31 protein-coding genes are annotated in these 19,712 nt (G+C 68.3%); 25 read left to right on the top strand and 6 right to left on the bottom strand.

The window, feature by feature from the left end; genetic code table 11:
- Positions 1-190: 190 nt before the first annotated feature.
- From ACFZDA_RS40030 to ACFZDA_RS40005, 6 genes are all read right to left on the bottom strand, one after another.
- Positions 191-673, bottom strand: coding sequence for a hypothetical protein (locus tag ACFZDA_RS40030; protein WP_391091226.1), 483 nt, complete (start codon positions 671-673; stop codon positions 191-193).
- Positions 674-730: 57 nt separating this feature from the next.
- On the bottom strand, positions 731-925 hold the full coding sequence (locus ACFZDA_RS40025; RefSeq protein ID WP_391091224.1) for a DUF6011 domain-containing protein: 195 nt from the start codon (positions 923-925) through the stop codon (positions 731-733).
- Positions 926-938: 13 nt separating this feature from the next.
- A complete protein-coding gene (locus tag ACFZDA_RS40020) occupies positions 939-1,274 on the bottom strand; it encodes a hypothetical protein (protein WP_391091222.1) in 336 nt (111 codons plus the stop codon).
- A 128-nt stretch (positions 1,275-1,402) separates the two neighbouring features.
- Entirely contained in the window at positions 1,403-1,675 is a 273-nt protein-coding gene (locus ACFZDA_RS40015; protein ID WP_391091220.1) for a hypothetical protein, read from the bottom strand.
- A 9-nt stretch (positions 1,676-1,684) separates the two neighbouring features.
- Positions 1,685-2,110 carry a WYL domain-containing protein gene (locus ACFZDA_RS40010; protein WP_391091218.1) on the bottom strand — a complete coding sequence of 142 codons (426 nt, stop codon included), beginning with the start codon at positions 2,108-2,110 and terminating at the stop codon, positions 1,685-1,687.
- Positions 2,107-2,529, bottom strand: coding sequence for an HNH endonuclease (locus ACFZDA_RS40005; RefSeq protein ID WP_391091216.1), 423 nt, complete (start codon positions 2,527-2,529; stop codon positions 2,107-2,109). The genes ACFZDA_RS40010 and ACFZDA_RS40005 overlap by 4 nt, the downstream gene beginning before the upstream one ends.
- A gap of 245 nt (positions 2,530-2,774) precedes the next feature.
- Between ACFZDA_RS40005 and ACFZDA_RS40000 the strand changes: the two genes are divergently transcribed.
- From ACFZDA_RS40000 to ACFZDA_RS39880, 25 genes are all read left to right on the top strand, one after another.
- Entirely contained in the window at positions 2,775-3,569 is a 795-nt protein-coding gene (locus tag ACFZDA_RS40000; RefSeq protein ID WP_391091214.1) for a hypothetical protein, read from the top strand.
- A 95-nt stretch (positions 3,570-3,664) separates the two neighbouring features.
- A complete protein-coding gene (locus ACFZDA_RS39995) occupies positions 3,665-4,702 on the top strand; it encodes an AAA family ATPase (protein ID WP_391091212.1) in 1,038 nt (345 codons plus the stop codon).
- On the top strand, positions 4,702-5,898 hold the full coding sequence (locus tag ACFZDA_RS39990) for a DNA cytosine methyltransferase (RefSeq protein WP_391091210.1): 1,197 nt from the start codon (positions 4,702-4,704) through the stop codon (positions 5,896-5,898). Before ACFZDA_RS39995 ends, ACFZDA_RS39990 begins: the two co-directional genes overlap by 1 nt.
- 91 nt (positions 5,899-5,989) lie before the next feature.
- The gene (locus ACFZDA_RS39985) at positions 5,990-6,292 is read left to right on the top strand and encodes a hypothetical protein (protein WP_391091208.1); all 303 of its coding nucleotides are present in this window, start codon (positions 5,990-5,992) and stop codon (positions 6,290-6,292) included.
- 34 nt (positions 6,293-6,326) lie between these two features.
- Positions 6,327-6,629 (top strand): hypothetical protein, encoded by a 303-nt coding sequence (locus tag ACFZDA_RS39980; RefSeq protein WP_391091206.1) that lies wholly within the window; start codon positions 6,327-6,329, stop codon positions 6,627-6,629.
- Positions 6,626-7,465: a WhiB family transcriptional regulator gene (locus ACFZDA_RS39975; RefSeq protein WP_391091205.1), complete on the top strand. Its 840-nt coding sequence runs from the start codon at positions 6,626-6,628 to the stop codon at positions 7,463-7,465. The genes ACFZDA_RS39980 and ACFZDA_RS39975 overlap by 4 nt, the downstream gene beginning before the upstream one ends.
- The gene (locus ACFZDA_RS39970) at positions 7,462-7,890 is read left to right on the top strand and encodes a hypothetical protein (RefSeq protein WP_391091203.1); all 429 of its coding nucleotides are present in this window, start codon (positions 7,462-7,464) and stop codon (positions 7,888-7,890) included. The genes ACFZDA_RS39975 and ACFZDA_RS39970 overlap by 4 nt, the downstream gene beginning before the upstream one ends.
- 248 nt (positions 7,891-8,138) lie before the next feature.
- Entirely contained in the window at positions 8,139-9,029 is an 891-nt protein-coding gene (locus ACFZDA_RS39965) for a hypothetical protein (RefSeq protein WP_391091201.1), read from the top strand.
- Positions 9,026-9,493: a DUF6221 family protein gene (locus ACFZDA_RS39960; protein WP_391091199.1), complete on the top strand. Its 468-nt coding sequence runs from the start codon at positions 9,026-9,028 to the stop codon at positions 9,491-9,493. Before ACFZDA_RS39965 ends, ACFZDA_RS39960 begins: the two co-directional genes overlap by 4 nt.
- Complete coding sequence (locus tag ACFZDA_RS39955; RefSeq protein WP_391091197.1) at positions 9,490-9,813, top strand: hypothetical protein; 324 nt, start codon at positions 9,490-9,492, stop codon at positions 9,811-9,813. The genes ACFZDA_RS39960 and ACFZDA_RS39955 overlap by 4 nt, the downstream gene beginning before the upstream one ends.
- A gap of 350 nt (positions 9,814-10,163) precedes the next feature.
- A complete protein-coding gene (locus ACFZDA_RS39950) occupies positions 10,164-11,441 on the top strand; it encodes a winged helix-turn-helix domain-containing protein (protein WP_391091196.1) in 1,278 nt (425 codons plus the stop codon).
- A gap of 11 nt (positions 11,442-11,452) precedes the next feature.
- Complete coding sequence (locus tag ACFZDA_RS39945; protein ID WP_391091195.1) at positions 11,453-11,830, top strand: hypothetical protein; 378 nt, start codon at positions 11,453-11,455, stop codon at positions 11,828-11,830.
- Complete coding sequence (locus ACFZDA_RS39940) at positions 11,827-12,606, top strand: DciA family protein (RefSeq protein ID WP_391091193.1); 780 nt, start codon at positions 11,827-11,829, stop codon at positions 12,604-12,606. Before ACFZDA_RS39945 ends, ACFZDA_RS39940 begins: the two co-directional genes overlap by 4 nt.
- Before the next feature lie 56 nt (positions 12,607-12,662).
- On the top strand, positions 12,663-12,986 hold the full coding sequence (locus ACFZDA_RS39935) for a hypothetical protein (RefSeq protein WP_391091191.1): 324 nt from the start codon (positions 12,663-12,665) through the stop codon (positions 12,984-12,986).
- Positions 12,987-13,149: 163 nt separating this feature from the next.
- Positions 13,150-13,368, top strand: coding sequence for a hypothetical protein (locus tag ACFZDA_RS39930; protein ID WP_391091189.1), 219 nt, complete (start codon positions 13,150-13,152; stop codon positions 13,366-13,368).
- 69 nt (positions 13,369-13,437) lie between these two features.
- Positions 13,438-13,614, top strand: coding sequence for a hypothetical protein (locus tag ACFZDA_RS39925; RefSeq protein ID WP_391091187.1), 177 nt, complete (start codon positions 13,438-13,440; stop codon positions 13,612-13,614).
- Entirely contained in the window at positions 13,614-13,769 is a 156-nt protein-coding gene (locus tag ACFZDA_RS39920) for a hypothetical protein (RefSeq protein WP_391091185.1), read from the top strand. The genes ACFZDA_RS39925 and ACFZDA_RS39920 overlap by 1 nt, the downstream gene beginning before the upstream one ends.
- Before the next feature lie 136 nt (positions 13,770-13,905).
- Positions 13,906-15,069, top strand: coding sequence for an AAA family ATPase (locus ACFZDA_RS39915; RefSeq protein WP_391091183.1), 1,164 nt, complete (start codon positions 13,906-13,908; stop codon positions 15,067-15,069).
- On the top strand, positions 15,066-16,148 hold the full coding sequence (locus ACFZDA_RS39910) for a ParB/RepB/Spo0J family partition protein (RefSeq protein WP_391091181.1): 1,083 nt from the start codon (positions 15,066-15,068) through the stop codon (positions 16,146-16,148). Before ACFZDA_RS39915 ends, ACFZDA_RS39910 begins: the two co-directional genes overlap by 4 nt.
- Positions 16,149-17,045: 897 nt before the next feature.
- Complete coding sequence (locus ACFZDA_RS39905) at positions 17,046-17,321, top strand: hypothetical protein (RefSeq protein ID WP_391091180.1); 276 nt, start codon at positions 17,046-17,048, stop codon at positions 17,319-17,321.
- A gap of 232 nt (positions 17,322-17,553) precedes the next feature.
- The gene (locus ACFZDA_RS39900; protein ID WP_391091178.1) at positions 17,554-18,099 is read left to right on the top strand and encodes a hypothetical protein; all 546 of its coding nucleotides are present in this window, start codon (positions 17,554-17,556) and stop codon (positions 18,097-18,099) included.
- Positions 18,100-18,237: 138 nt separating this feature from the next.
- Positions 18,238-18,465: a hypothetical protein gene (locus tag ACFZDA_RS39895; protein WP_391091176.1), complete on the top strand. Its 228-nt coding sequence runs from the start codon at positions 18,238-18,240 to the stop codon at positions 18,463-18,465.
- 206 nt (positions 18,466-18,671) lie between these two features.
- Positions 18,672-18,983, top strand: coding sequence for a hypothetical protein (locus ACFZDA_RS39890; protein ID WP_391091175.1), 312 nt, complete (start codon positions 18,672-18,674; stop codon positions 18,981-18,983).
- 10 nt (positions 18,984-18,993) lie between these two features.
- Positions 18,994-19,179, top strand: coding sequence for a hypothetical protein (locus ACFZDA_RS39885; RefSeq protein WP_391091173.1), 186 nt, complete (start codon positions 18,994-18,996; stop codon positions 19,177-19,179).
- A 76-nt stretch (positions 19,180-19,255) separates the two neighbouring features.
- On the top strand, positions 19,256-19,702 hold the full coding sequence (locus ACFZDA_RS39880) for a hypothetical protein (protein ID WP_391091171.1): 447 nt from the start codon (positions 19,256-19,258) through the stop codon (positions 19,700-19,702).
- The last annotated feature ends 10 nt before the right edge of the window (positions 19,703-19,712 follow it).

The raw sequence follows: 19,712 nt of genomic DNA, 5'->3' as shown, positions 1-19,712 counted from the left end.
TTGCTGTTGTGGTGCGGGACGTGGGGAAGTGCGGGGGTGGGGGTCGCGCGCACTGCGGTTAGTGGGTGGGGGCCGAAGTTTTGCCACCTACTCGATCATTGGGCTAGGGGGTCGTCGGCCCTGTCCGATGCTGCTGAGCACACGCTATGCGCGAATCGGCGCGACGTTCCCCCGGCTCCCTCGCGGCGTGTCAGTAGTCGCCGTCGTAGCCGTACATGTCGGGGGTGTCACCGCAGCAGGCCGGGCACATACAGCGGCACGACTGCTCCCGCCCCGTACAGGGGCCGGGCATGCCGGGCTCACCGTCCTCGTGCGCCATCCAGCCGGGACAGTACGGCCCGGGGTCGGTGCACTCGCTGACCGCCTGCTGGTGCCGCTCACACCATGTGCGCATTGCAGTGTCGAGATGAACGTCCCCCCAGGCTCCGCGGTAGCGCTGCACGAAGGGCTGTTCCCACGGGCACACGGCCGGGATGCCGGGCAGGGGGCAGGACGGCGGGTCGCTGTAGACGTCACGGGAGTCGGTGTACCAAGTCCGCCCGTCCGGGGCCTGCCAGTCGATCCATCGCCTTGTCTCGTACCGGGACTGGGCGTTGAACCAGTGCTCCGCACAGACGCCGCACGCGGTGCACTGCCAGACCCGTACGACGGCGTCCTGACGGACCAGAACCATCTGGTGGTCTCCGAGCAGTCCAGGCGCTTCGGTGGACGCTTGCACGGCGCTCCTCTCCTACAGGCCGGGTATGGGGTCTTGCTCGACGTCGTGCCGGTCGTGCCCGTTTCGGGTATCGGGATCACACTCCCTGCCCCAGCCTCGCAAGCGCGCCTCCGGGTCGGTGAGCTCTCTCCGGCAGCCGCGGCACCACACGCGCCGGCGCTGGCCGGGTACGGGCCCGGTGAGGGTCTCCTGCTGCTCGCTGGCCACGGCGTCCAGGGTCCTACGCTGCCAGGAGGCTGTTCCCGAAGCGGCGGTAGGCGTCCCGTACGTCGGCGGTCGTCCGCCCGGCCTCGTCGCTCCAGTCGGGGACGTGGTCCACGCCGAGAAACCGGGCGAAGGAGGTGATGGTGTCCTGCACCAGGGCTTCGTCGTCCGCTTCCGCGTCCGGGCGCCCGGTGACGGCGAGGCGGAGGGCTCCGATGGCGCACACGGCGCACTTGTCGGGGTCGGTCTCCCACGGGTCGTAGAAGTCGCCCTGGAAGAGTCCGCGTTCGTCGATGGTGTTCGCGGCGCGGCGGGCCAGCTCTGCCATCTTCTGTTCGCGCGTCTCGGCCATGTGAAGGATTCTCCCAGTTCATGAATGGGTCTGGTGCGGTGACGAGGTCCGCTGTTACTCTTCGCGTGCACGATCTGTGTGAGGCCACCAACCCCGGTTCGGGGAGGTGGCCTTCTGCATATCCAGTGTTAGTTGGCCGCTTCCGCCGCTGCGGCAAGGCAGGCAGCGACAACAACGATGGTCGGGGTGTCACTGGGGAAGTCGATGACCGTGTCATTGGGGCAGGTCAGGCTGGAGTCGTCTGCCTGATTGGTGACGCCCCAGAAGGCGCCGTTCATGCCGAGCAGTTGACCGTCGTCGTCTCCGGTCCAGCCAGCCGCTTCGAGGGCTTCAGAGACGTCGAGGCGGCCGTGCCAGTCCCCGGGGTCAGGCGTGTCGATGACGAGGTGAAGGTGCGGCATAGGGGCTCCTTAGGCGGCGAGTCGTACGCGGGGACGGTAGTCGGCGTCGTCGGGGTCGCGCTGAAGCTCGTAGATGTACAGGGCGTCGGCGTCGTCGGTCGGTGCGGGGGCGGGGCGCTCGTAGGTGGTGGGCTCGGGCCGGGTGAGGACGTAGGCCATGCGGTGGACCGTGTAGCTGACGACCTTGCTGAGGTCGAACGAGCGCTGTGCGGTGCGGATGGTGGGGTCGGTCTTCATCTGCTCGTTGCGCAGGCGGCACATGGCGACGATCTCGTAGTCGCCGGTTTTGGCGTGGACTTCGGCGATTTCGATCGTGCGGATCGTGACGTCGCCCTTGCTGTCCACGTAGGTGATGGTGACCGGGTGGCGGTTGTCCAGGGCGCGAAGGAGGTCGGTGAGCGTCTTGGTGGTCGTCTGCTTCGCGGTCAGCTTCACGGTGTCTGCCCCTTCTGCCGACGCTGGCGGTTCGACCGGTTCGTCCGACGTCGGCACTCCTTGCAGTACCGGTACTTGCCGTTGTTCTGGTAGCCCGTGTTCTCGGAGGTGTACGGATGGCCGTGCACGCACGCTGTCTTACGGGCGTTCACGCCACCAAAGCTGTTACTCCGAAGCTTGTTGGTGGCGGGGCTGACCGCTTCCAAGTGATTCGGGTTCACGCATTGCCGAACTCGACACAGGTGGTCCAGTTCCATTCCGGCAGGCACAGGCCCGACGCTGTGCTCGTAGGCGATTCGGTAGGCCTCGCGAGACTTGCCCTCATAGGAGATCCGGCCGTAGCCGTACCGATCGAGGTGCCCCGTGTAGATCCAACATCCAGCGTCATTGACCGTCACCCTTTCCGTGATCCGGTCCATGACAGATGGCGCGTCTCCCATCTTCCCCCCTTGGTGCGGCGTGATTCCACACTACCGCACTAGACGTTGCGTCACAACGTCTAGTGCGGGTATCGTTGAGGTTGTTGGGGCGCCCGCCTCACCGCCATACCGGTCTAGGCATGGCGTCGCAATGCTTAATGGAGGAGACTGGCGTGGTAAACGCCCCCACGCGCCGCCCCAAGTCCTATCCGGATCGGCGGCGCCCTTCGAAAGGACCCCGCCCCGTGGCAGGTTCGATCCGCCCCGTGCTCGCCGAGACCGTCACCTTCCTCAAGGAGGCCGGCCAGTACGAGAAGGCAGCCGCCGTGGAAGCCGTGACCGGCCCGCGCGGCTACCTGCTGCTCCAGCGCACCGAGGAGGGCGACACGAGCCCCCTCTCGCTCACGGTGCAGGCCGACCTGGCGCAGGCGCTGCGGGACGCTGCCGAGGAGTTCGAGGTGGTCCTGGACGCTCTGGCCGAGGAGGCTTACCGGCTGGTGCTGGACGGGGAGTGGCTTCCGCCGGCGATGGGGCGCAGCAAGGGCGGTTCCAAGGCCACGGTGCAGCTCCAGGTCGACAAGCGTCTGCGTCAGGATGTCCAGGCGGCTCTTGCCCGGTTGAAGGAGGAAGCCGGGTACAAGATCACCGAGTCGAACATTGCCCTGTCGCACATCTGCGAGGAGCTGGGCATCGAGCGGTCGAATACCGCGAAGCCGGACAGTATCGACATGCGGTTCCCGAAGTCGCTGGTAGGCCACTGGAAGAAGGCTGCCAAGGAACGCGGTGTCGAGGTGGAGCAGGTTGCCGAGGACGGCATCCGGGCTTTGCTCGACGGTTCGTGGCAGCCGGGCTCGGTCCGCAGGACGAGCTGGTCGGAGTCGGGGCGCCAAAGGCTGTGGCTGCCGATGGACGAGAACCTGCTGACGGGTCTGCGGGCGAAGGCTGACGCGCTGTCGGAGCAGCTGGGCTACCTCGTGTATCCGGGGGCGATCGTCCGGGCGATTCTCACGGACCGGCTGGGCGAGCCCGCCGCCGAGTAGCGCGTCGCGGGGGCGGGTCGGCCTGGACGCCGACAACCTGGCCGGCCCGCGGCCCCGCATCACATCACTGAGTACAACCTCATAGGAGACCTCATATGCCTCAGGGCACGCAGGCCGCCGCGAACGCGGGCGGTCCGACTCAGCACACCCAAAACCAGGACGACGGGCTGGACTTCGTGGACGCGACGCGCCCCGCGACCAACGCCCTGATCGCGCTGACCGGCCCGGCCAACGCCGGTAAGACCTACACCGCGCTGGCTATGGCCACTGGTATGGGCACGACGATCGGGGTCTGTGACACCGAGCGCGGCCGTGCCAGCCACTACGCGCACCTGTTCCCGTTCAAGCATCTGCGGATGCCTGACTTCCGTCCGCAGACTCTCGTGCGGGCCCTGGCCGTGGGTGCCCGGCGGAAGATCGACGTGATGGTCATCGACTCGGGTACGCACTACTGGTCCGGGCGGGGCGGTGTGCTGGAGCAGGTCGACCGGACGACGAACGCTTCCCGGTCCGGCAACGCGTTCACGTCCGGCTGGAAGTCGGTGAAGCCCATCGAGCATGAGATGTGGGACGCGGTGATGGCCTACCCGGGGCACGTCATCATGACGCTTCGGGTGAAGGTCGCCTACGAGTTGGTGGAGAACGATCGGGGCAAGAAGGAGCCGACGAAGATCGGCCTCAAGCCTGATCAGCGGGCCGACGCCGAGTACGAGTTCGACTTCGTCGGTGACCTGGACATGGAGCACACGATGACCGTGTCGAAGTGCTCGTATCCGGGTCTGTTCGAGACCGGTGAGCGGATCGAGCTGCCGAACACCGAGACCGGCGCCAGGATCGTGAAGTGGTTGAGCGAGGGCACGCCGATGCCCACCGTGCAGGACTACGTGGACCGGGTCATGAAGCCCGAGGCGACCTACGAGCAGTTGCTCGCTCTGTATCAGGGGGAGTTGTCCCAGCGGGGTCTGCTGGGTGCGGCCCTGTTCGCCCCGGACACTGGGGAGCAGACGACGCTGGGTGGTCTGATCGCCCGCGTCGGCGGCCAGCGTAAGGCTGCCGCTGAGGGCGCGTCGGGCACGGCTTCGAACGGCCCGACGGCCGTCCAGGGCGGCGACGCGGAGAGGAACGCGGCCTGATGGCCGCCTTCACGGGCTGGGCCCCGCAGCAGAAGGGCCTGATCCTGGACGGCTGCGCGGGCCCGGGCGGCTGGTCGTGGGGCATCAAGCACCACCTGGGCCTGCGGGATCTCGGCATCGAATGGGATGTCGCCGCTTGCGCGACCCGGAGGGCCGCCAAGCTGGCGACCAGGAGGGCGGACGTTTCCACGTTCAACCTGGCCCCGTTCCTGGGCCGGGTGTGGGGACTGCTGTTCTCCCCGCCGTGCACGAAGCTTTCTGCGGCCGGCAACGGGATCGGGCGGAAGTACATACCGCTCCTGTCGGACGGCATTCGGCGGATGTTCCGTGGCGAGGACTGCCGTGAGGAGGTCCGGAAGGCCATCTTCCCCGGGGCGCTTGTGGAGCAGCGGAAGCGGGATGTGAAGCGGCCGGAGTCGAAGCGCCGGTCGGAGGAGGAGCTGGTCCAGGCGGCGCGTGACGATGCGTTCGTGACGGCGCTGATGCTGGAGCCGGCCCGGTATCTGCATGAGCTGCTGGGCGCGGTGGATCCTCAGGTGCCTTTCGAGTGGGTGGCGTTCGAGCAGGTTCCGGCGGCTGAGCCGATGTGGCGGGTGTATGCGGAGGAGCTGCGGCGGCTGGGCTGGTCGGTTGCGGTCGGGGTCCTGGACTTGGCGGACTACGGCGGCGGGCAGGAGCGGCCGCGGGCGATTCTCGTGGCGTCATCGGTGCGTGAGGTGTCGTTACCCGCGAAGACGCACGGGAAAGTCTGGGGTCACGACCTGTTCGGCGGCCAGGTGCTGCCGCAGGTGACGATGGCGCAGGCGCTGGGCTGGGGCTACAAGCAGCGTCCGGCTCCGACCGTGACTGGCGGTGGTACAGCCACCGGGGGTGCCGAGCCGTTCGGGAACGGATCCCGGCAGGCGATGCTGAAGGCGATGAACAATCCGCGGCACTGGGCGCATCACCGGCCGGCGCACACGGTGTCTGGGACGGTCGGTCATGTCGGAGGGAAGCAGTCCGGCGGGCATCTGAACCTGGACCCGGTGGAGGGGGCAATCCTCCAGACATTCCCGGCGAACTATCCGTTCCGAGGGAACAAGAACGAGCGGTCACGTCAGATCGGTGATGCAGTGCCTCCACTGCTCGCCGCGCATGTGGTGTCTGCGGCGTCTGGTGTGCCGTTTCTGCAAGAGGCCCTGACCCAGGCCGCCTGACCCACCCCGGGCCCGCGCTCTGCGGGCCCTCGAGGGCGCTGCCCTCCCAAGTGCCCGTCCTGGGGCACCACACACCACCACCTTGTTGCCGATGCCGATCGGAGAGTTCGTCATGCGCGAAACGCTGCTGGGCCTGGCCTATCCGCTGATTCTTTCGGCGTCCTTCGTCTTCGCCGCGGTGTCGTGTTGGTGGCGTCGTCGTCAGCGTCGGCGTGGCCGGCTGCCGGGCGATGTGTTCCCGGGGTTTTACGGGCATCGTGCGCGTACTTCGCGGGAGGAGCGCGTGGAGTCGTGGATGCGCACTGCGAGGGAGGCGGACCGGATCGTGCTCGACGAGTACGAGCGGATCGCCCCGCTGTATGAGGAGCCGACTCGGTCGGCGCCTGTGAATTGACCGTTTCCCTTCCCCTGAAAGAGAGGTGAGTGCCGTGAGATCGGTTCGAACCCTGGCGGCCGCTGCGGTGCTCACCGTGGCGGCCGTCGCCGTCTACGCGGTGGTGCGGCGTCGTGAGGCTCGTCTGCGGCGTGAGGCGGTGTCAGAGCGGCTGATGGCCGGCTGCGTGTCCCGGGACAACGCCGCGCTCCGCGTGGAGCTGGACCGGTTTCGGCGGCGGATTGATCCGCTGCTGGCTCAGCAGGCCGTCATGTCGGCCGCCAGCTTGGTGCTGGATGAGGCTCTGCCCGCCCCCCACACCCGAATAGACCCCCCGCTGGAAGGAGGCCCGAGGTGAAGCCGTCGGAGAAGAGCAGCGAGCAGTTGCACAGGGAGTGGCTGGAGCACCCGCACTTCAAGTACCGGGGTTGCGCCCCGGATGCGGATGATCCGATGCGGATGGCGGGGGACCCGAGCCTGCCGGTGGGGGCGCACCACGGGCCGGACGCATTCGCGCCGGAGGGGCAGAAGGAACGCCGGGCCCGGGAGGCTGCCGCGATCGAGGTGTGTGTGTCGTGCCCGGTGGTGGTGGCGTGCGATGCGTACGCCTCGTCGGTCCGGGCGGACGGGCGCCTGGCGGAGCCGGATGGTGTGTGGGGTGGCCGGCGGGCGTTGGAGCGTCACAAGGCGCTCATCAAGGCCAGGCATGCGGTGGCTGCGGCGCCGGGCCGCCTGTTTGAGACGCCGCAGAAGAAGGCCGTCCTCCGGGCCTTGGCCGCCTGCTGGGACCCCTTCGAGGTGGCCGCCCGGGCTGGTGTGGATGTGCGCACGGCGAACTGGCAGCGCTCCAGCCTGGTGCGTCTGCTGGGTCTGCCGAAGGACGCGTCCCGGATGCGGGCGCTGGCCGCAGCTCGGGAGCGGGGCCTGCTGGACGGTGTGGACGTGGTGGCGGATGACGGGTCGGTGCCGGCCGTACCTCCGCCTACGAAGGTGGCCGCGGTGGTGGAGCCGACGCAGCTGGTGCTGTGGGACGCCGCCCTGGCCGACCGGCACCAGACCCCCGCCCGGCCCGTTCGCCGTCGCCGCCCCCGTACTGGCCGGGTGATGTCGATGCCGACGCTGGACGACGCCCTCACCCCCGCCCCTGTCACTCCTCTGTTCTCCGCCACTCACGTCCTTGGAGCCGCAGCATGACGATCGAGATCCCTTCCACCAACCCGGCCCCGTCTGAGGATGAGGCGGCGGCGTTCGCGGTGATGTCGACGGACGCGGTCCTGACGGGTCGGGCGATGTCGTCGGGTGAGCATCTGGCGGGCCTGATTGCGAACGGCCTGCTGGCGACGGTGGGCCGTCCGGACAAGCTGCCGCAGAACCTGGAGCCCGATGTGGATCCGGTGGTGGTGCAGCGGATTTGGGATCGTGCGCTGGCGGTTGGGTTGCATGTGGGTCGGAGGTCGGTGTCGCCGGAGCGGTACCGGGATGAGATGGACCGGATTGCGGGGCTGTACGAGGAGGCTGGCTACAACGCGATGGGCGGGATGGTGACCCGGTCGCGGCGGCTGGTGGCTCCGGAGCGTGGGGCGCATCCGGCGGATGGCGAGATAGCCAGGGAGCACTGACGAACCGTCACCGGTGGTGGGACTAGTCGTACGAGACACACGCAGGGAAGGAGCTGGGACAGATGGGGGTTCGAACCGATAGGCTAGGCCTTGCGCCAGACGTCCCGTCAGTTGCGAGGCTGGATGGAAGGCGTAGTCCGACAAAGTCGGAAGCCCCCGCTGCCACCGTGGTGGCGGTCCCGGTTTGCGAGGCCGGAACGCGAGGGCTGACGACACCACACCGTTTCCCAACAGATGAAGGTGCCGACGTGGCCCAGAGTACCCGTACCCCGGGACAGACAGATAGTGAGACCCGCGACTCCGGCGTGAAGATCACACCGCCGTCGAGTATCAGCGCGGCCTCTCCCCTCAATCACCTGCACGTCGTTATGTGGTCTGGCGGCATTACCAGTTGGGCGACCGCCCGCCACGTCATCGCCGAGCACGGCGCGGCCAGCACGGTCCTACTCTTTGCCGACACGCTCGCCGAAGACGAGGACCTCTACACGTTCAACGAGCAGGCCAGCGCGCAGCTCGGCGCCCCGATCACCCGCGTCGCCGACGGCCGCGACCCCTGGCAGGTCTTCGAAGACAAGCGGTGGCTCGGCAACACCCGGATCGCCCAGTGCTCCCACGTCCTCAAGCAGGAGCCGTGCCGGGAGTGGCTGACTGCGAACACAGACCCGGCGAACACCACGCTGTACGTCGGCATCGATTGGACCGAGACCCACCGCCTTCCCGCCATCGAAAACGGTTGGGCGCCCTGGACGGTTGAAGCGCCGCTCACACGCCCGCCGTACCGCGACAAGCATCAACTGCGCGCCGAGGCGCGTGCGGCTGGGCTGATCGACCCGCGCTTGTACGGGCTCGGCTTTGCCCACAACAACTGCGGCGGCGGCTGCGTCAAGGGCGGCCAGGCCCAGTGGGCGCGGCTACTGAAGGTTTTCCCCGCCCGATACGCCCGCGCTGAGGCTGCCGAGGTGAAGATGCGCGCCCTGCTCGGCAAGGACGTGTCGATACTGCGTGATCGGACTGGCGGCGACACCAAGCCCCTCACCCTGGCGGCGTTGCGGAAGCGCGTTGAGGAGCAGCCCGAGCAGCTGGACCTTTTCGACGAAGGCGGCTGCGGATGCTTCACCGACCTTGCCTCCGCCGCATGAGCGCCCAGGGCGGGGACATCCTCGCCTGGCTTCAGACCGCCATCAGCGAGCGGGAAGAGACGGCACGCCGTGCGACACAGACGGCCTGGCGTACGCACGACACGCACCTGGATCTGGGTGGCCACACAGCGACCGTCTTGACGGGCGAGCGCAATGACACCCAGCTACTCGCTTGGGTTCCCACGATGAGCCACGAACCGTGGGATGAGACGCGCAACGCCTGGAACAACGCCGAGCACATCGCTCTCAACGACCCCGCCTCGGTCCTGCGTCGCTGCGCCGCTGACCGGAAGCTGCTGGAGCTCCACAGGCCACAGCAGGACGGCAGCCCCTTCCCAGAGGCCATGCAGTGCCGCACATGCAGCCAGGACGGAGGGGACGGCTACCAGTACCTCGTTCCCTTCCCCTGCCCCACGGTTCACACAATCGCTGGGGGCTACGGCTGGACGGGAGGCGGGCGATGAGCGTTCTCCCCGGCAGCGATGTCCCCATGACGACCGAGGAACTCCGTGACACCCTCGGCGCGCTCATCCACGGCCACAGCCGACGCGACACCACGGACTGCGACCTCAACTCGGCGATGCGTGCCGTGGAGGCGCACGTCGCCTACCGGTCGCCGAGCGCCCGGGTGTCCGTCCTTTGCGAGGTGAAGGACCGTCTCAAGACTGAGGCGCTCCGCACCGATTCCGAGCCCCGCTACCAGACCCTCGTGTGGGTCGTTCGTCTTCTGGACGAGATGGCGGCAGAGCAGACCCCACCCATTGAGGGGGATCAAGTGACGTAGCGACTTGTAGCGGGAGGTTCCTGAGCCCCTTGGCGGGGGCTTCACCCTCAACCGCTGGCCGCTGGTGTTGGCGCACCGTGCGCGGCCTCGTGCAACGGCTCGGACTGACATCCGAGCTAAGGCCCGAACTCTGGGATCCGGTTTGGCGACCGGGCCCGAGAAGTCGAGCGAGTCAGGTTCCGGAGAGAACCACTTCCACCACCGAGCGGGCTTTTGCGTGTCCGCAGGACGGCAGGTACATAGTGCAGCACCGCACCCCCTCTTGTCAGCTTGGCGCTTCTCGCGCGCCCGAAACGCGAGGAATCTCCCCCCACAAGAGCGACACCCAGTGCCCCACAACACGTCTCAACGTGCCCCCCGCACACCAGTGGCTCCACACCACCACCGGCCGCATCACCACCTGCGCCCACTCCTGGATGCAAGCCGTCCACTGGATCCACGGCAGCGGCCTCTACACCCCGGCACGCAACAACGGCCCCAAGTTCGGCCCCACCACCATCGCCATCGCCCAGGAAATCTCCGCGTTGAAGGAGTGCCGGCCCGGGGTCGACTACCTCGCCCGGAAGCTGAAGGTCGCCGAACGGACCGTGCAGTACCACCTCGGCATGCTCCGCGAAGCCGGCCTGCTCGTGTACCGCTCCAAGGGCACCCGCCTCCGCGGTGAGGGCAACCGGGCGTCCGTCTTCGAGCGTGTCATCCCCACCGTCTTCGACGAGGCCCTCGGCATCCGCACCATCGGCGAGGGTGCAACGCGCCGTCCCGTCGGAGCCGCCCCCGAGCACCGCAGCCTCCTGGGGAAGCTCGCCAAGAAGGCCGCCCGGAAGGCACGCCGCCGCCCCCGCCGCAAGTCTTCTTCGGCCAACCGGCTTTGCACCCCAATGCAGGGTGGTTCTACTGGCACTTCTACTGCGGACCGTACTTACCTCCCCTCTGAGAGCAAGCTCGCAAGCGGGAACGGGAAGTCGTCGGCGAAGAAGTCGGTCAAGCGCGGGCCCCGGAAGCTCAACAAGATCGGCCGCCGCTACCAGCTCGCCCGCCAGGCCACCAGCGTCATTCCGTGGCTGCACGGCGCGTCCGTACCGCGCATCGCCTGGGTGCTGAAGGACTTCGCCGACGCAGGCTGGACCATCCGCGAGGTGCAGGCCGTCGCCGAGTCCATCCCCATGCCCGCCTACGGCGTCAAGCGCCCCTCCGGGATGCTCGCCGACCGGCTCCGCGGCAAGGCCGCCATGACGCCCGCGATGCGCGCCGCCTACGTCGCCATGTGGGAAGAGTCCCGGGCCGCCGCGAAGGACCGCCACAGCGGCTACGACGACCTCGGTACCGGACCCAAGAGCCCCGCCGCGCGCCGCGCCATGGACGAGGCGTTCGCCGCCATCCGAGAGCGTCTCGCCCCGCAGATGCCGGAGGTGGAGCTGTCGCCGCTGGGCTCCATCGACGACCTCACCCGGCAGGAAGTCCTCGACCTGCGCGCCGAAGCCGCCGCCAAACCCGACCTGATCCTCGACATGGTCCAGGCGCTTGGGGAGCAGGACGCCCGCCGCCTGTACACGAACCGGGCCGTCGATCAGGCCCTCGCGCTCGAGGCCATCAACGCCCGCAATGCCACCTACGCCCCCGCCTTCTGAGGAGACCCGCCATGACTCCCACTGACGAACTCTGCGCTGCCGCCGCCAAGCTGCGGTCTCTCACCGCCACAACCACCGATGCCCCCTGGGTCGCGTGCTGGAACGGCCAGGAGTACGTCCTGGTCGGCCCGTCACGTCCACACCCGATCGCTGAGTGGACGTACGCGGTCGCCACGTGGGAGCCGCAGGCCAGCGAGCAGCGCGCCGAATGCGACACCAACGACGCCGACTACATGGCCGCCGTGCACCCCGGCGTCGGGGCCGCCCTCGCTGACTGGCTCGAATACGAAGCGGACCTCCTGCGCGTATCAGGCAAGGCCGGTGAGGCTCGGGGTCGTGCAGAGCGCGCCCTCGCCGTGGCCCGGGCCATAAACGGGGGCGCGCAGTGACCCAGCAGGCATCCGGCGCCGATCTCGCCCGGCAGGCGCTCGCCGCCGCCCGCGCCAACGCCAAGAACAGTCCAGCCGTGGCCCCGAAGAAGACCCGGCCCACCATGCGCGTCCACCGAGGGGAACGCGCCGACCCTCAAGGCCTCGCCGGGATCCTCGGCAAGCTCACCGCCGAGCAGGGGTGGGATCAGAACCTTGACGGCGGAAACGTCATCGACCAGTGGCCCACCCTGTGCCCGCAGTACGACGGCCTGGTCCAGCCCGTCCACTACGACGAACAGGCCGGCCGCCTGGACCTGCGGCCCTCCACCCACACGTACGGCGCCCAGCTCCGTCTGCTCGGCGGGCAGCTGGCCAAGCAGATCAACGACAAGATGGGCCGGCCCGTCGTCCGCACTATCCGCGTCCTGCCCGTCGGGACCATCGACACCACCCAGACCACGGTCGCCGCCACGGGGCCCGTGCCCGACGCGCCGGTGAAGACCCGCGAGACTGCCTCGCCCGGCTACCGGGCCACCCTCGAAGCCGCCCTCACCCACCGGCCCGCCAAGCCCCCCACCAACCCCTACGTCGCAGAAGCCATCGCCCGGCAGGAGGCTGCACTGCGCGCCAAGCGGCTCCCGGAGGACGAGCACCGCGAGGCGTACTGGGAACTCGACCGCCTCAAGTCCGCTGAGGTCGACCGCAGCGAAGCCGTCCGCCGCGCCGCCATCGCCCGTGCCCGCAAGGAGCGCGCCGGCGGCGACGTTCCGCGCCGTCTGTTCGGCGCGGCGTGACGAGACTCCCCAACCAACAACTCGCAGGACACCACGAGGCAGACAAAGGAGCACCTGTGACCATCGACCCCTTCGCCCCGCTGGGTCGCTTCATCGACGACCCAGACCGCACATGCACCTACTCACCCGGGGACACCCCCGGCGCCGACTGCGGTGCACCCGCCACCTGGCATATCATGTGGAACGTCGACGCCGAGGTGAGCTTCGCCTGCGACCCCCACATGGACCGCGCCAGGAACCGATACGTGTTCGTCGACTCCCACCAGCTCGGACCCGATTGCGGCATGCCCAGCGCACTCTGGGACCTCAACAATGGGAGGTGCGTTTATCCCGACGAACCCAGCACAGCCGCCTCCGCAGAGAAGGTGAGCGCGCGGTGAAGGTCAGCGCCAGCTACGCCGACGCGCAGACCCACCAATCGACCACGCCTTGAAGCGCCCGCGCCCGTCAAGAGCGAGCTGGCGGCGAACCCCGCCGCCTGTTCGGTGCTGCGTGAGTTACGTCGTCTGTCCATAGCGAAGGACCCAACGAACGGAGCAGACGATGCCGAAGAAGCCACTGAAGTGCGCGCTGTGCGGTCTGGCTATCTGGAACGAGCCGCCCACCGTGTGGAGCGCGGAGCCGGACCGTGAGCCGTACTGCGGTGAGGACTGCTACGCCACCGCCCGAGCGGTCAACCACTCCATCCCGCCCGCCGTCGACCGCGCTGTCCGCCGCGACCACAGCCTGTGCGGCTGGGAGCCGTGCTCGCACTGCCGCTGAACCCGGGGGAACACCACGGCGGATCTGGTGCACGGTGTGAGCGATCACCCTGCACGAACGGAGCCGCCCATGCCCCAACCCACCACCGTCACCCGGTACCCCGCCGACTGGCACGCCCTCGAAGCCGCCGACGAACGCGCCTGGCTCGACGACTGGGCACGGCTCCATCTCATCCCCGTCACCGCTCAGCCGGAACCCGAGGCGGCCGCGCCGGCCCCGGTCCCGTCCCTCGCCGGGAGGCACTGATGCCCACCACCGCCGTCCGCCCCAAGCCCGACTACCCGCGGCCACCGATCGCCCACGAGTACCGGGAGCTGTTTCGGGAGCCCGTCTACACCGACGGCCAGGCATACACGAGCGACGACGATGAGGACGACGAGCCGGCGATTATCACGCCGTGATAATCCGAGCCCAGCCCGACCGGACCGCCCCAACTATCACGGCGTGATAATCCCGCCGTGACCCAGCAGGGTGAAAGCGGGTCAGAACCCGTGAACCGGGTGCCAACCTGACCACGCGAGTCAGTAAGGTGACGCCATGGCCTCTCCCTACCCCGACGGAGACCGGGAAAAGGTGGCGTCCAAGCTGCCTGCCGCTCTCCAACAGCAGCTCAAAGTCCGCGCCGCCGAACTCACCCTGGACATCCAGGAAGCCGTCGAAGCCGCCATCACCGCCTGGCGCACCAACGAACACACCGGCTTCGAAATCGACACCGCAGGCGCCAAGTCGTTCTCCACCTGGCTCCCCCCAGGCCTGTACGAGGACTTCAAGACCACCTGCACCACCCGCGGCGTCTCCTACACCCAGGGCCTCGCCCAATCCGTCCAGGACTGGCTCGACGACAACCCCTCACCCCAGCACGGCGACCGCCCCACCGACCCCGAACGGAAAATCGTCGGGAACCAGAAGGGCGGCGTCGGCAAAACCGCCATCTCCGCCGGCATCGGCCAGGCCTACGCCGAGCAGGGCAAGCGGGTCCTCATCGTCGACTTCGACCCCCAGGGCCACCTCAGCGAGCAACTGGGCGTGCCGCAGATCGAACCCGACCACGACAGCCTGGTCTCCCACATGTGCGGCGACGGACAGGGAGACCTCCGCGACCTCGTCGTGGTGATAGACGATCTGCGGTTCGAGAAGCGGCTCCACGTCCTGCCCGCCTGCTTCGACGGCTTCCTCCTCGACGCGAAGATCGCCGTCGTCGCGACACAGAAGCGCGGCTTCCAGAAGGAAGCAGCCCTCGAGATGGCGCTACGCCCCCTCGAAGGCGACTACGACGTCATCATCATCGACTGTCCGCCCAGCCTCGGCATCGCCATGGACGCCGCCCTCTACTACGGTCGCCGGCGCCCCAGCGAGCCCAAGGGCCGCTCCGGCGTCATCATCCCCGTCCTCGCCGAGGACTCCTCCATGACCGCCTACAGCATGCTCGACCAGCAGATCGACGACCTGTGCGTCGACCTATCCCTCGAGATCGACCACCTCGGCCTGGTCGTCAACCAGTACGACTCCCGCCGCGGCTACGTCGCCACCTCCACCCTCGACAGTTGGAAGTCCGTCGGAGACCCCCGCGTCCTCGCCGTCATCGGCGACCTCAAGGAACAGCGCGAAGCCGTACGGAAGAAGATGCCACTGCTGTCCTATGCCCCCAACAGTGACCAGGCAGAGGCCATGCGGCAGGTCGCGAAGGGAGCCAGCAGGTGAGCAAGGCCGACACCCTTGGGCCCGCACCCTCCTTCGGCGCGGTCCGCAGCGCCCGCCGAAAGGCCATCAGCCAGATAGGAGGCGAGGACTCCACCGCGGCAATCACTGAACTGCCGGTGACGCAGATCAGCGAGAACCCCGACAACCCCCGCAACCACCTCCGCAACCTCGACGAGACCGTCGACTCCGTACGCGAAGTCGGCGTCATCCTGCCCATCGTCGTCGGCACCGTCGACGCCTACCTCCACAGTCGGCCCGACCGCGCCGACGACCTCGACGCCGGCGCCCAGTACGTCGTCATCGACGGCCACCGCCGCCTCGAGGCCTCCCGCCGCGTCGGCCTCCCCATGATCCCGGTCCGGGTCGACAACGCCCGCCTGGCTACCGACGAGACGCTCCTCGAGGCCGCGTTCGTCGCGAACTACCACCGCGACGACATGACCGACCTCGAGGAAGCCCACGCTTTGAAGCAGCTGGTGGACTACTACGGGTCCCAGATCAAGGCGTCCAAGAGGCTGGGAATCCCGCAGGGCACCATCTCCAGCAAGCTGTCCCTGCTGAAGCTCACGCCTGAACTCCAGAAGGACCTCATGACGGGGGAGCGGAAGGTGGAGCACGTCCGCAACCTCGGCAAACTGACCCCTGAAGAGCAGAAGGCCAAGGCTGACGAGCGAGCCGAGGCAGCCCGCCGCAAGGATCCGGCACCGCAGTCGATGGTGGAGCGTACGACCGGGCCGGCTGGTTATCACGGCGTGATAATCCCGGAGACGCCCGCCGGTAAGTCCCCAAACGAGGAGCCTGCCACGACACCGGCTCCCGCAGTCCGCGAGGCCGCCCGGGCGCCTATCTCCAACGACTCCCCTCTTGCGGGCGCGGAGCGAGCTGACAGCATCCCGGAGCCGAGAGAGGCGCCACCCGCCACGGAGGCGCCAGGGCGGCCGGTCCTCAAGAAGTTCCCCTATGACGATGGCCGTTCTGCCGCCGGGTACCTGATCGAGCGGATGCCGCCGCAGGAGTTCGACAGGATGCTGGAGCTGCTCCTTGAGCATCAGATGAAGAAGAGGGAAGCCGGTCGCTGACCGCAGAACCACGGGCCCCGCCTGCTTCGCCTCACCGGCGTCGGGCGGGGCCTCCTTTGTGCATACGGTCGGAAGCTGTCGACGAGCTGTCTAATACGGGCAGGTTGCCCGGGTTTTTCATCAGCCGATCGTGTGATCTCGCGGTGAACCCCCTTCCCGCCACGCCACTTCGGCGTCTTGGCTGACAGAGCTGACCCCCCACTCGCTGGGTGGCCGGCCGCCCAGCCGAGGATCCACGGGGGCGCGTTCGCAGCCCTTCAGGTGCCCCCGCTCCCCGGCCCCGGGCGGCCCCACCACCCGGCACCGGCACCCGGCACCGGCACACGCCCCGACGGGGATAGGGAACAACACCTATCCCCGTGATGAGGTCCAGAGCTAGACTGGCGTGCATCGCACGGCCATGCCCACCCGGTGGGGCTGTGAGGTCTCAGGCCCCCCACAGGCGCCCCGGGATGTTGTCGGCAACACCATCCCCCAAGGCCCTGATGCGGGGGCTTTCCCATACCCACCACTCTGTGCAATTTCACGTGCAATCTCACCCGGCGCTTACCTCCAGTAAGGAAACACGCCACATCGGTGACGGATCTGGTCACGGGCTGGTGAAAACTGCTCCTGGCATTACACACCCACTGAAATCGGTGCCAGAGTGGGCGCCTGCGGTTCGGACTGGCAGCCGCACCGCGGGGGCCCGTCGGACGCCGACCTCGACGGGCGTACGAGACCTTCCCGATGTCTGCCGGAGGAACGGGGGACACCCCTATGTCCGCAGCAGAGCCCGCCACCCCCGAACAGCCCGAACCCCCTTTCGTGAACACGACGAGCCCGGCGCCCGTGGTGTCTATCGACAAGCCCCGCAAGCGCGGCGCACGCCAGACGGCGAGGGGGCGATGGAACGCCATGACCACACCACCCGGCGACAGCCAGGACCACACGCCCCGGCAGCACAGTCCCCTGGCCGAATTCGCAGAGACCATCGAGATGTCCCTCAACGAGGCCGGGCAGTCCCTCACCAACCCTGATACGGCCACGACGTTCCTGCGCACCCTGGACGTTTTCCAGCGCACCGTTCAAGGCCATCACGCCCAGGGCGTCATCGACGACGCGCAGTTGAGGGAGATTGAGGCGACCATAGAGGGCATGCGGCAGGTTCCCGGCCTGGTGGCCACCCGCTGAACGTGTCTGCATATGCCGGGTGTTCTTCCGCTTTGCGCTAGGGCCGAGCAAACCCTTTCCGCAACAAACCGTTGATCTTTTGTTGCAGCCTGTTCACCACGCGCCCCCTCCGTGCCATGATGAGCCGTCCGGAATGACCCGGAGTGAAACATCCGGCCTCCGGCGCGCGCCCCGCACACGCATGTACGGACGTCCCGCGCCCCCGGCGGCCGACTAGGGGACGGGGACGCCCATGGTCCAGGAGGACAACCCGCAAGACGGCGCAGCAGCCAGACTCCACCAGCTCGCCGAATACTTCCGGGAACACCCCGTCGAAGGCCCCGTCGAAGGACACTCCGCCAGCCGCAGCGCCCCCGCACCGCTGTCCCTCGCCACCCTCGACCACATCCAGGCCTCCGTGAACGAGGTGATCGCTCACACCCGCGGCGCCAACCCCGAAGCCGGCCCCGCCCCCTCCCGAGCAGACGCCGTCTACGACTGGTGCCGGGAACACACCGAGCACGCGGACGAAACGGTCCAGCAGCGCCGCGACACCATCGAGTACCGGCAGTACCTCGAACACGCGCTGCGCGCCGGCGACAAGCTCGTCATCCGCAAGCAGCGCTGCCCCGAATGCCGCACCTGGGGCCTGATGTGGCAGCGGGACATGCAGGCCGCCCTGTGCACCAACACCGACTGCGTCGACAACGACGGCTTCTCCCACACCTTCACCCTGGCCCGCCTCGCCCACGAGCACGTGACCGCTCGAACGAAAATCCGCCAGGCACGTACAACCTGATCCGGGGTACACGGGTCTCACTGAGCACGACCCCCACAACTTCACACTTTCACCACACCTGGACCCCACCGGTCCACCCCGTATCGGTGCTGCCGTAGCTGCGAACTGTGGCGCCGCCGAGTCCTCGGGAGGCCACCCATGGCCACAGCACTGATGAGCCCCTTCGTCGCCCGCGACGAGGTCAGCCTCGGCGATGCCGTCGAACTGTTCCGCGAGACGGGGCACCCCATTTCCAAGAGCACGCTGGAGCGGCAGTGCCGCGCGCGTGGGGTGGTGCTCGTGAAGCGCGGCCGGGCGAACTGGGCTTCCTGGAGCGACCTGCTGCGGGTGCACGCCGCGTGGGTCGACACCTCCGGCAAGGGCTGACGCCACCAGGCCCCCTGTAGCTGCCCCGGTTCCCTGTCACCCCCCAGTGGGAGCCGGGGCTTTCGCATGCCCGCTTGAACACATCCCGCACTATGCATTGCGTCGCCATGTCTAACGCGGTACGGTGGACACATCAAGACGGCAACACCCCCTCTCACCAGGGGCGTTGACCCTTCTCTGCCATCCCAGGAGCCACCGTGGCCGTGATGACCCATGCCTCCGCACGCCTCGAAGCCGACTACAACACCCTCACCCTGGCCGACCAGGACAGCTTCGACGAGCTGATGGAAGCCGCCGACATCGCCGGCCCCGCCGACTACCCGAGCCTCATGCTCGCCGCCGCCGCCCTCGTCGGCCTCCCGCAGGGCGACATCCGCAAGTGCGCCTGCTCCTGCACCTGCCCCGCCATCTTCGACGCCGACCACCAGGACGCCCACGTCATCGAGTACGGCGAGGGCTACAACCTCGGCCGCGTCCAGTGCCCCTGGTGCGCCGACCAGCACCGCGAAACCGCCTGAGGAGCTATCGATGACCGCTTTCGTGCGCGCCTTTGTCTTCTGCGACGGCTGTCACCAGCCACTGGACAACAGCACCGTCCCTTCTGCTCGCACCGTCGGCGAGGCCCGACGTGAGGCAAAGCGGGACGGCTGGGTCTGCAAGCGCGGCGGCCGTGACCTCTGCGAGTACTGCGCCCAGCAGGCCCAGGACGCCTGACCCCACCACACTCCCCGCCCGGCCGCGGATGACCAAGGGCCCCGGCCGGGCGGGATAACAACCCAGGGGAGACCCGATGCGCAAGCCCCAGGACACCCTCGCCGACATGGCTGCCGTCATCGACATCGACGGCCTCCACCGCGGCGAACAGTTCGGCCAACGCGGCCACATCGACCGCTTCGACATCTGCGCCATCGCCTACATCGTCGCCGAATGGGTCGGCCCCCGCAGCTACGCCCCCGAGTTCTTCGACGACGAGCTGGCCTCCATTCGCCTCATCGAGTCCAGCGCCGGCGCCATGGCCGCGATCCGCGCCCTGTCCGACTCCCTCGGCTCAGCCGTCGACGAGGAAGAACAGGCGCCCGGGTTCTACGTCCCGAACTACATCTCCCACGTCTCCAACTGGGCCCGCTGCCCCCCTCCCGGAGCGAGTAAGCCGCCCACCAACGCCGAGGTCATCGGCCACATCCTCCGCGCCGTCAACAACCTCGCCATCCACACCCCCACCGCCCCCGCCGCCTGAAAGGCCACCC

The organism is Streptomyces sp. NPDC007991 (assembly GCF_042958445.1).
In the GTDB taxonomy this organism is placed as follows: domain Bacteria; phylum Actinomycetota; class Actinomycetes; order Streptomycetales; family Streptomycetaceae; genus Streptomyces.
The sequence above is the reverse complement of the archived record's forward strand: the minus strand, read 5'-3'. Positions and strand labels throughout refer to the sequence as shown.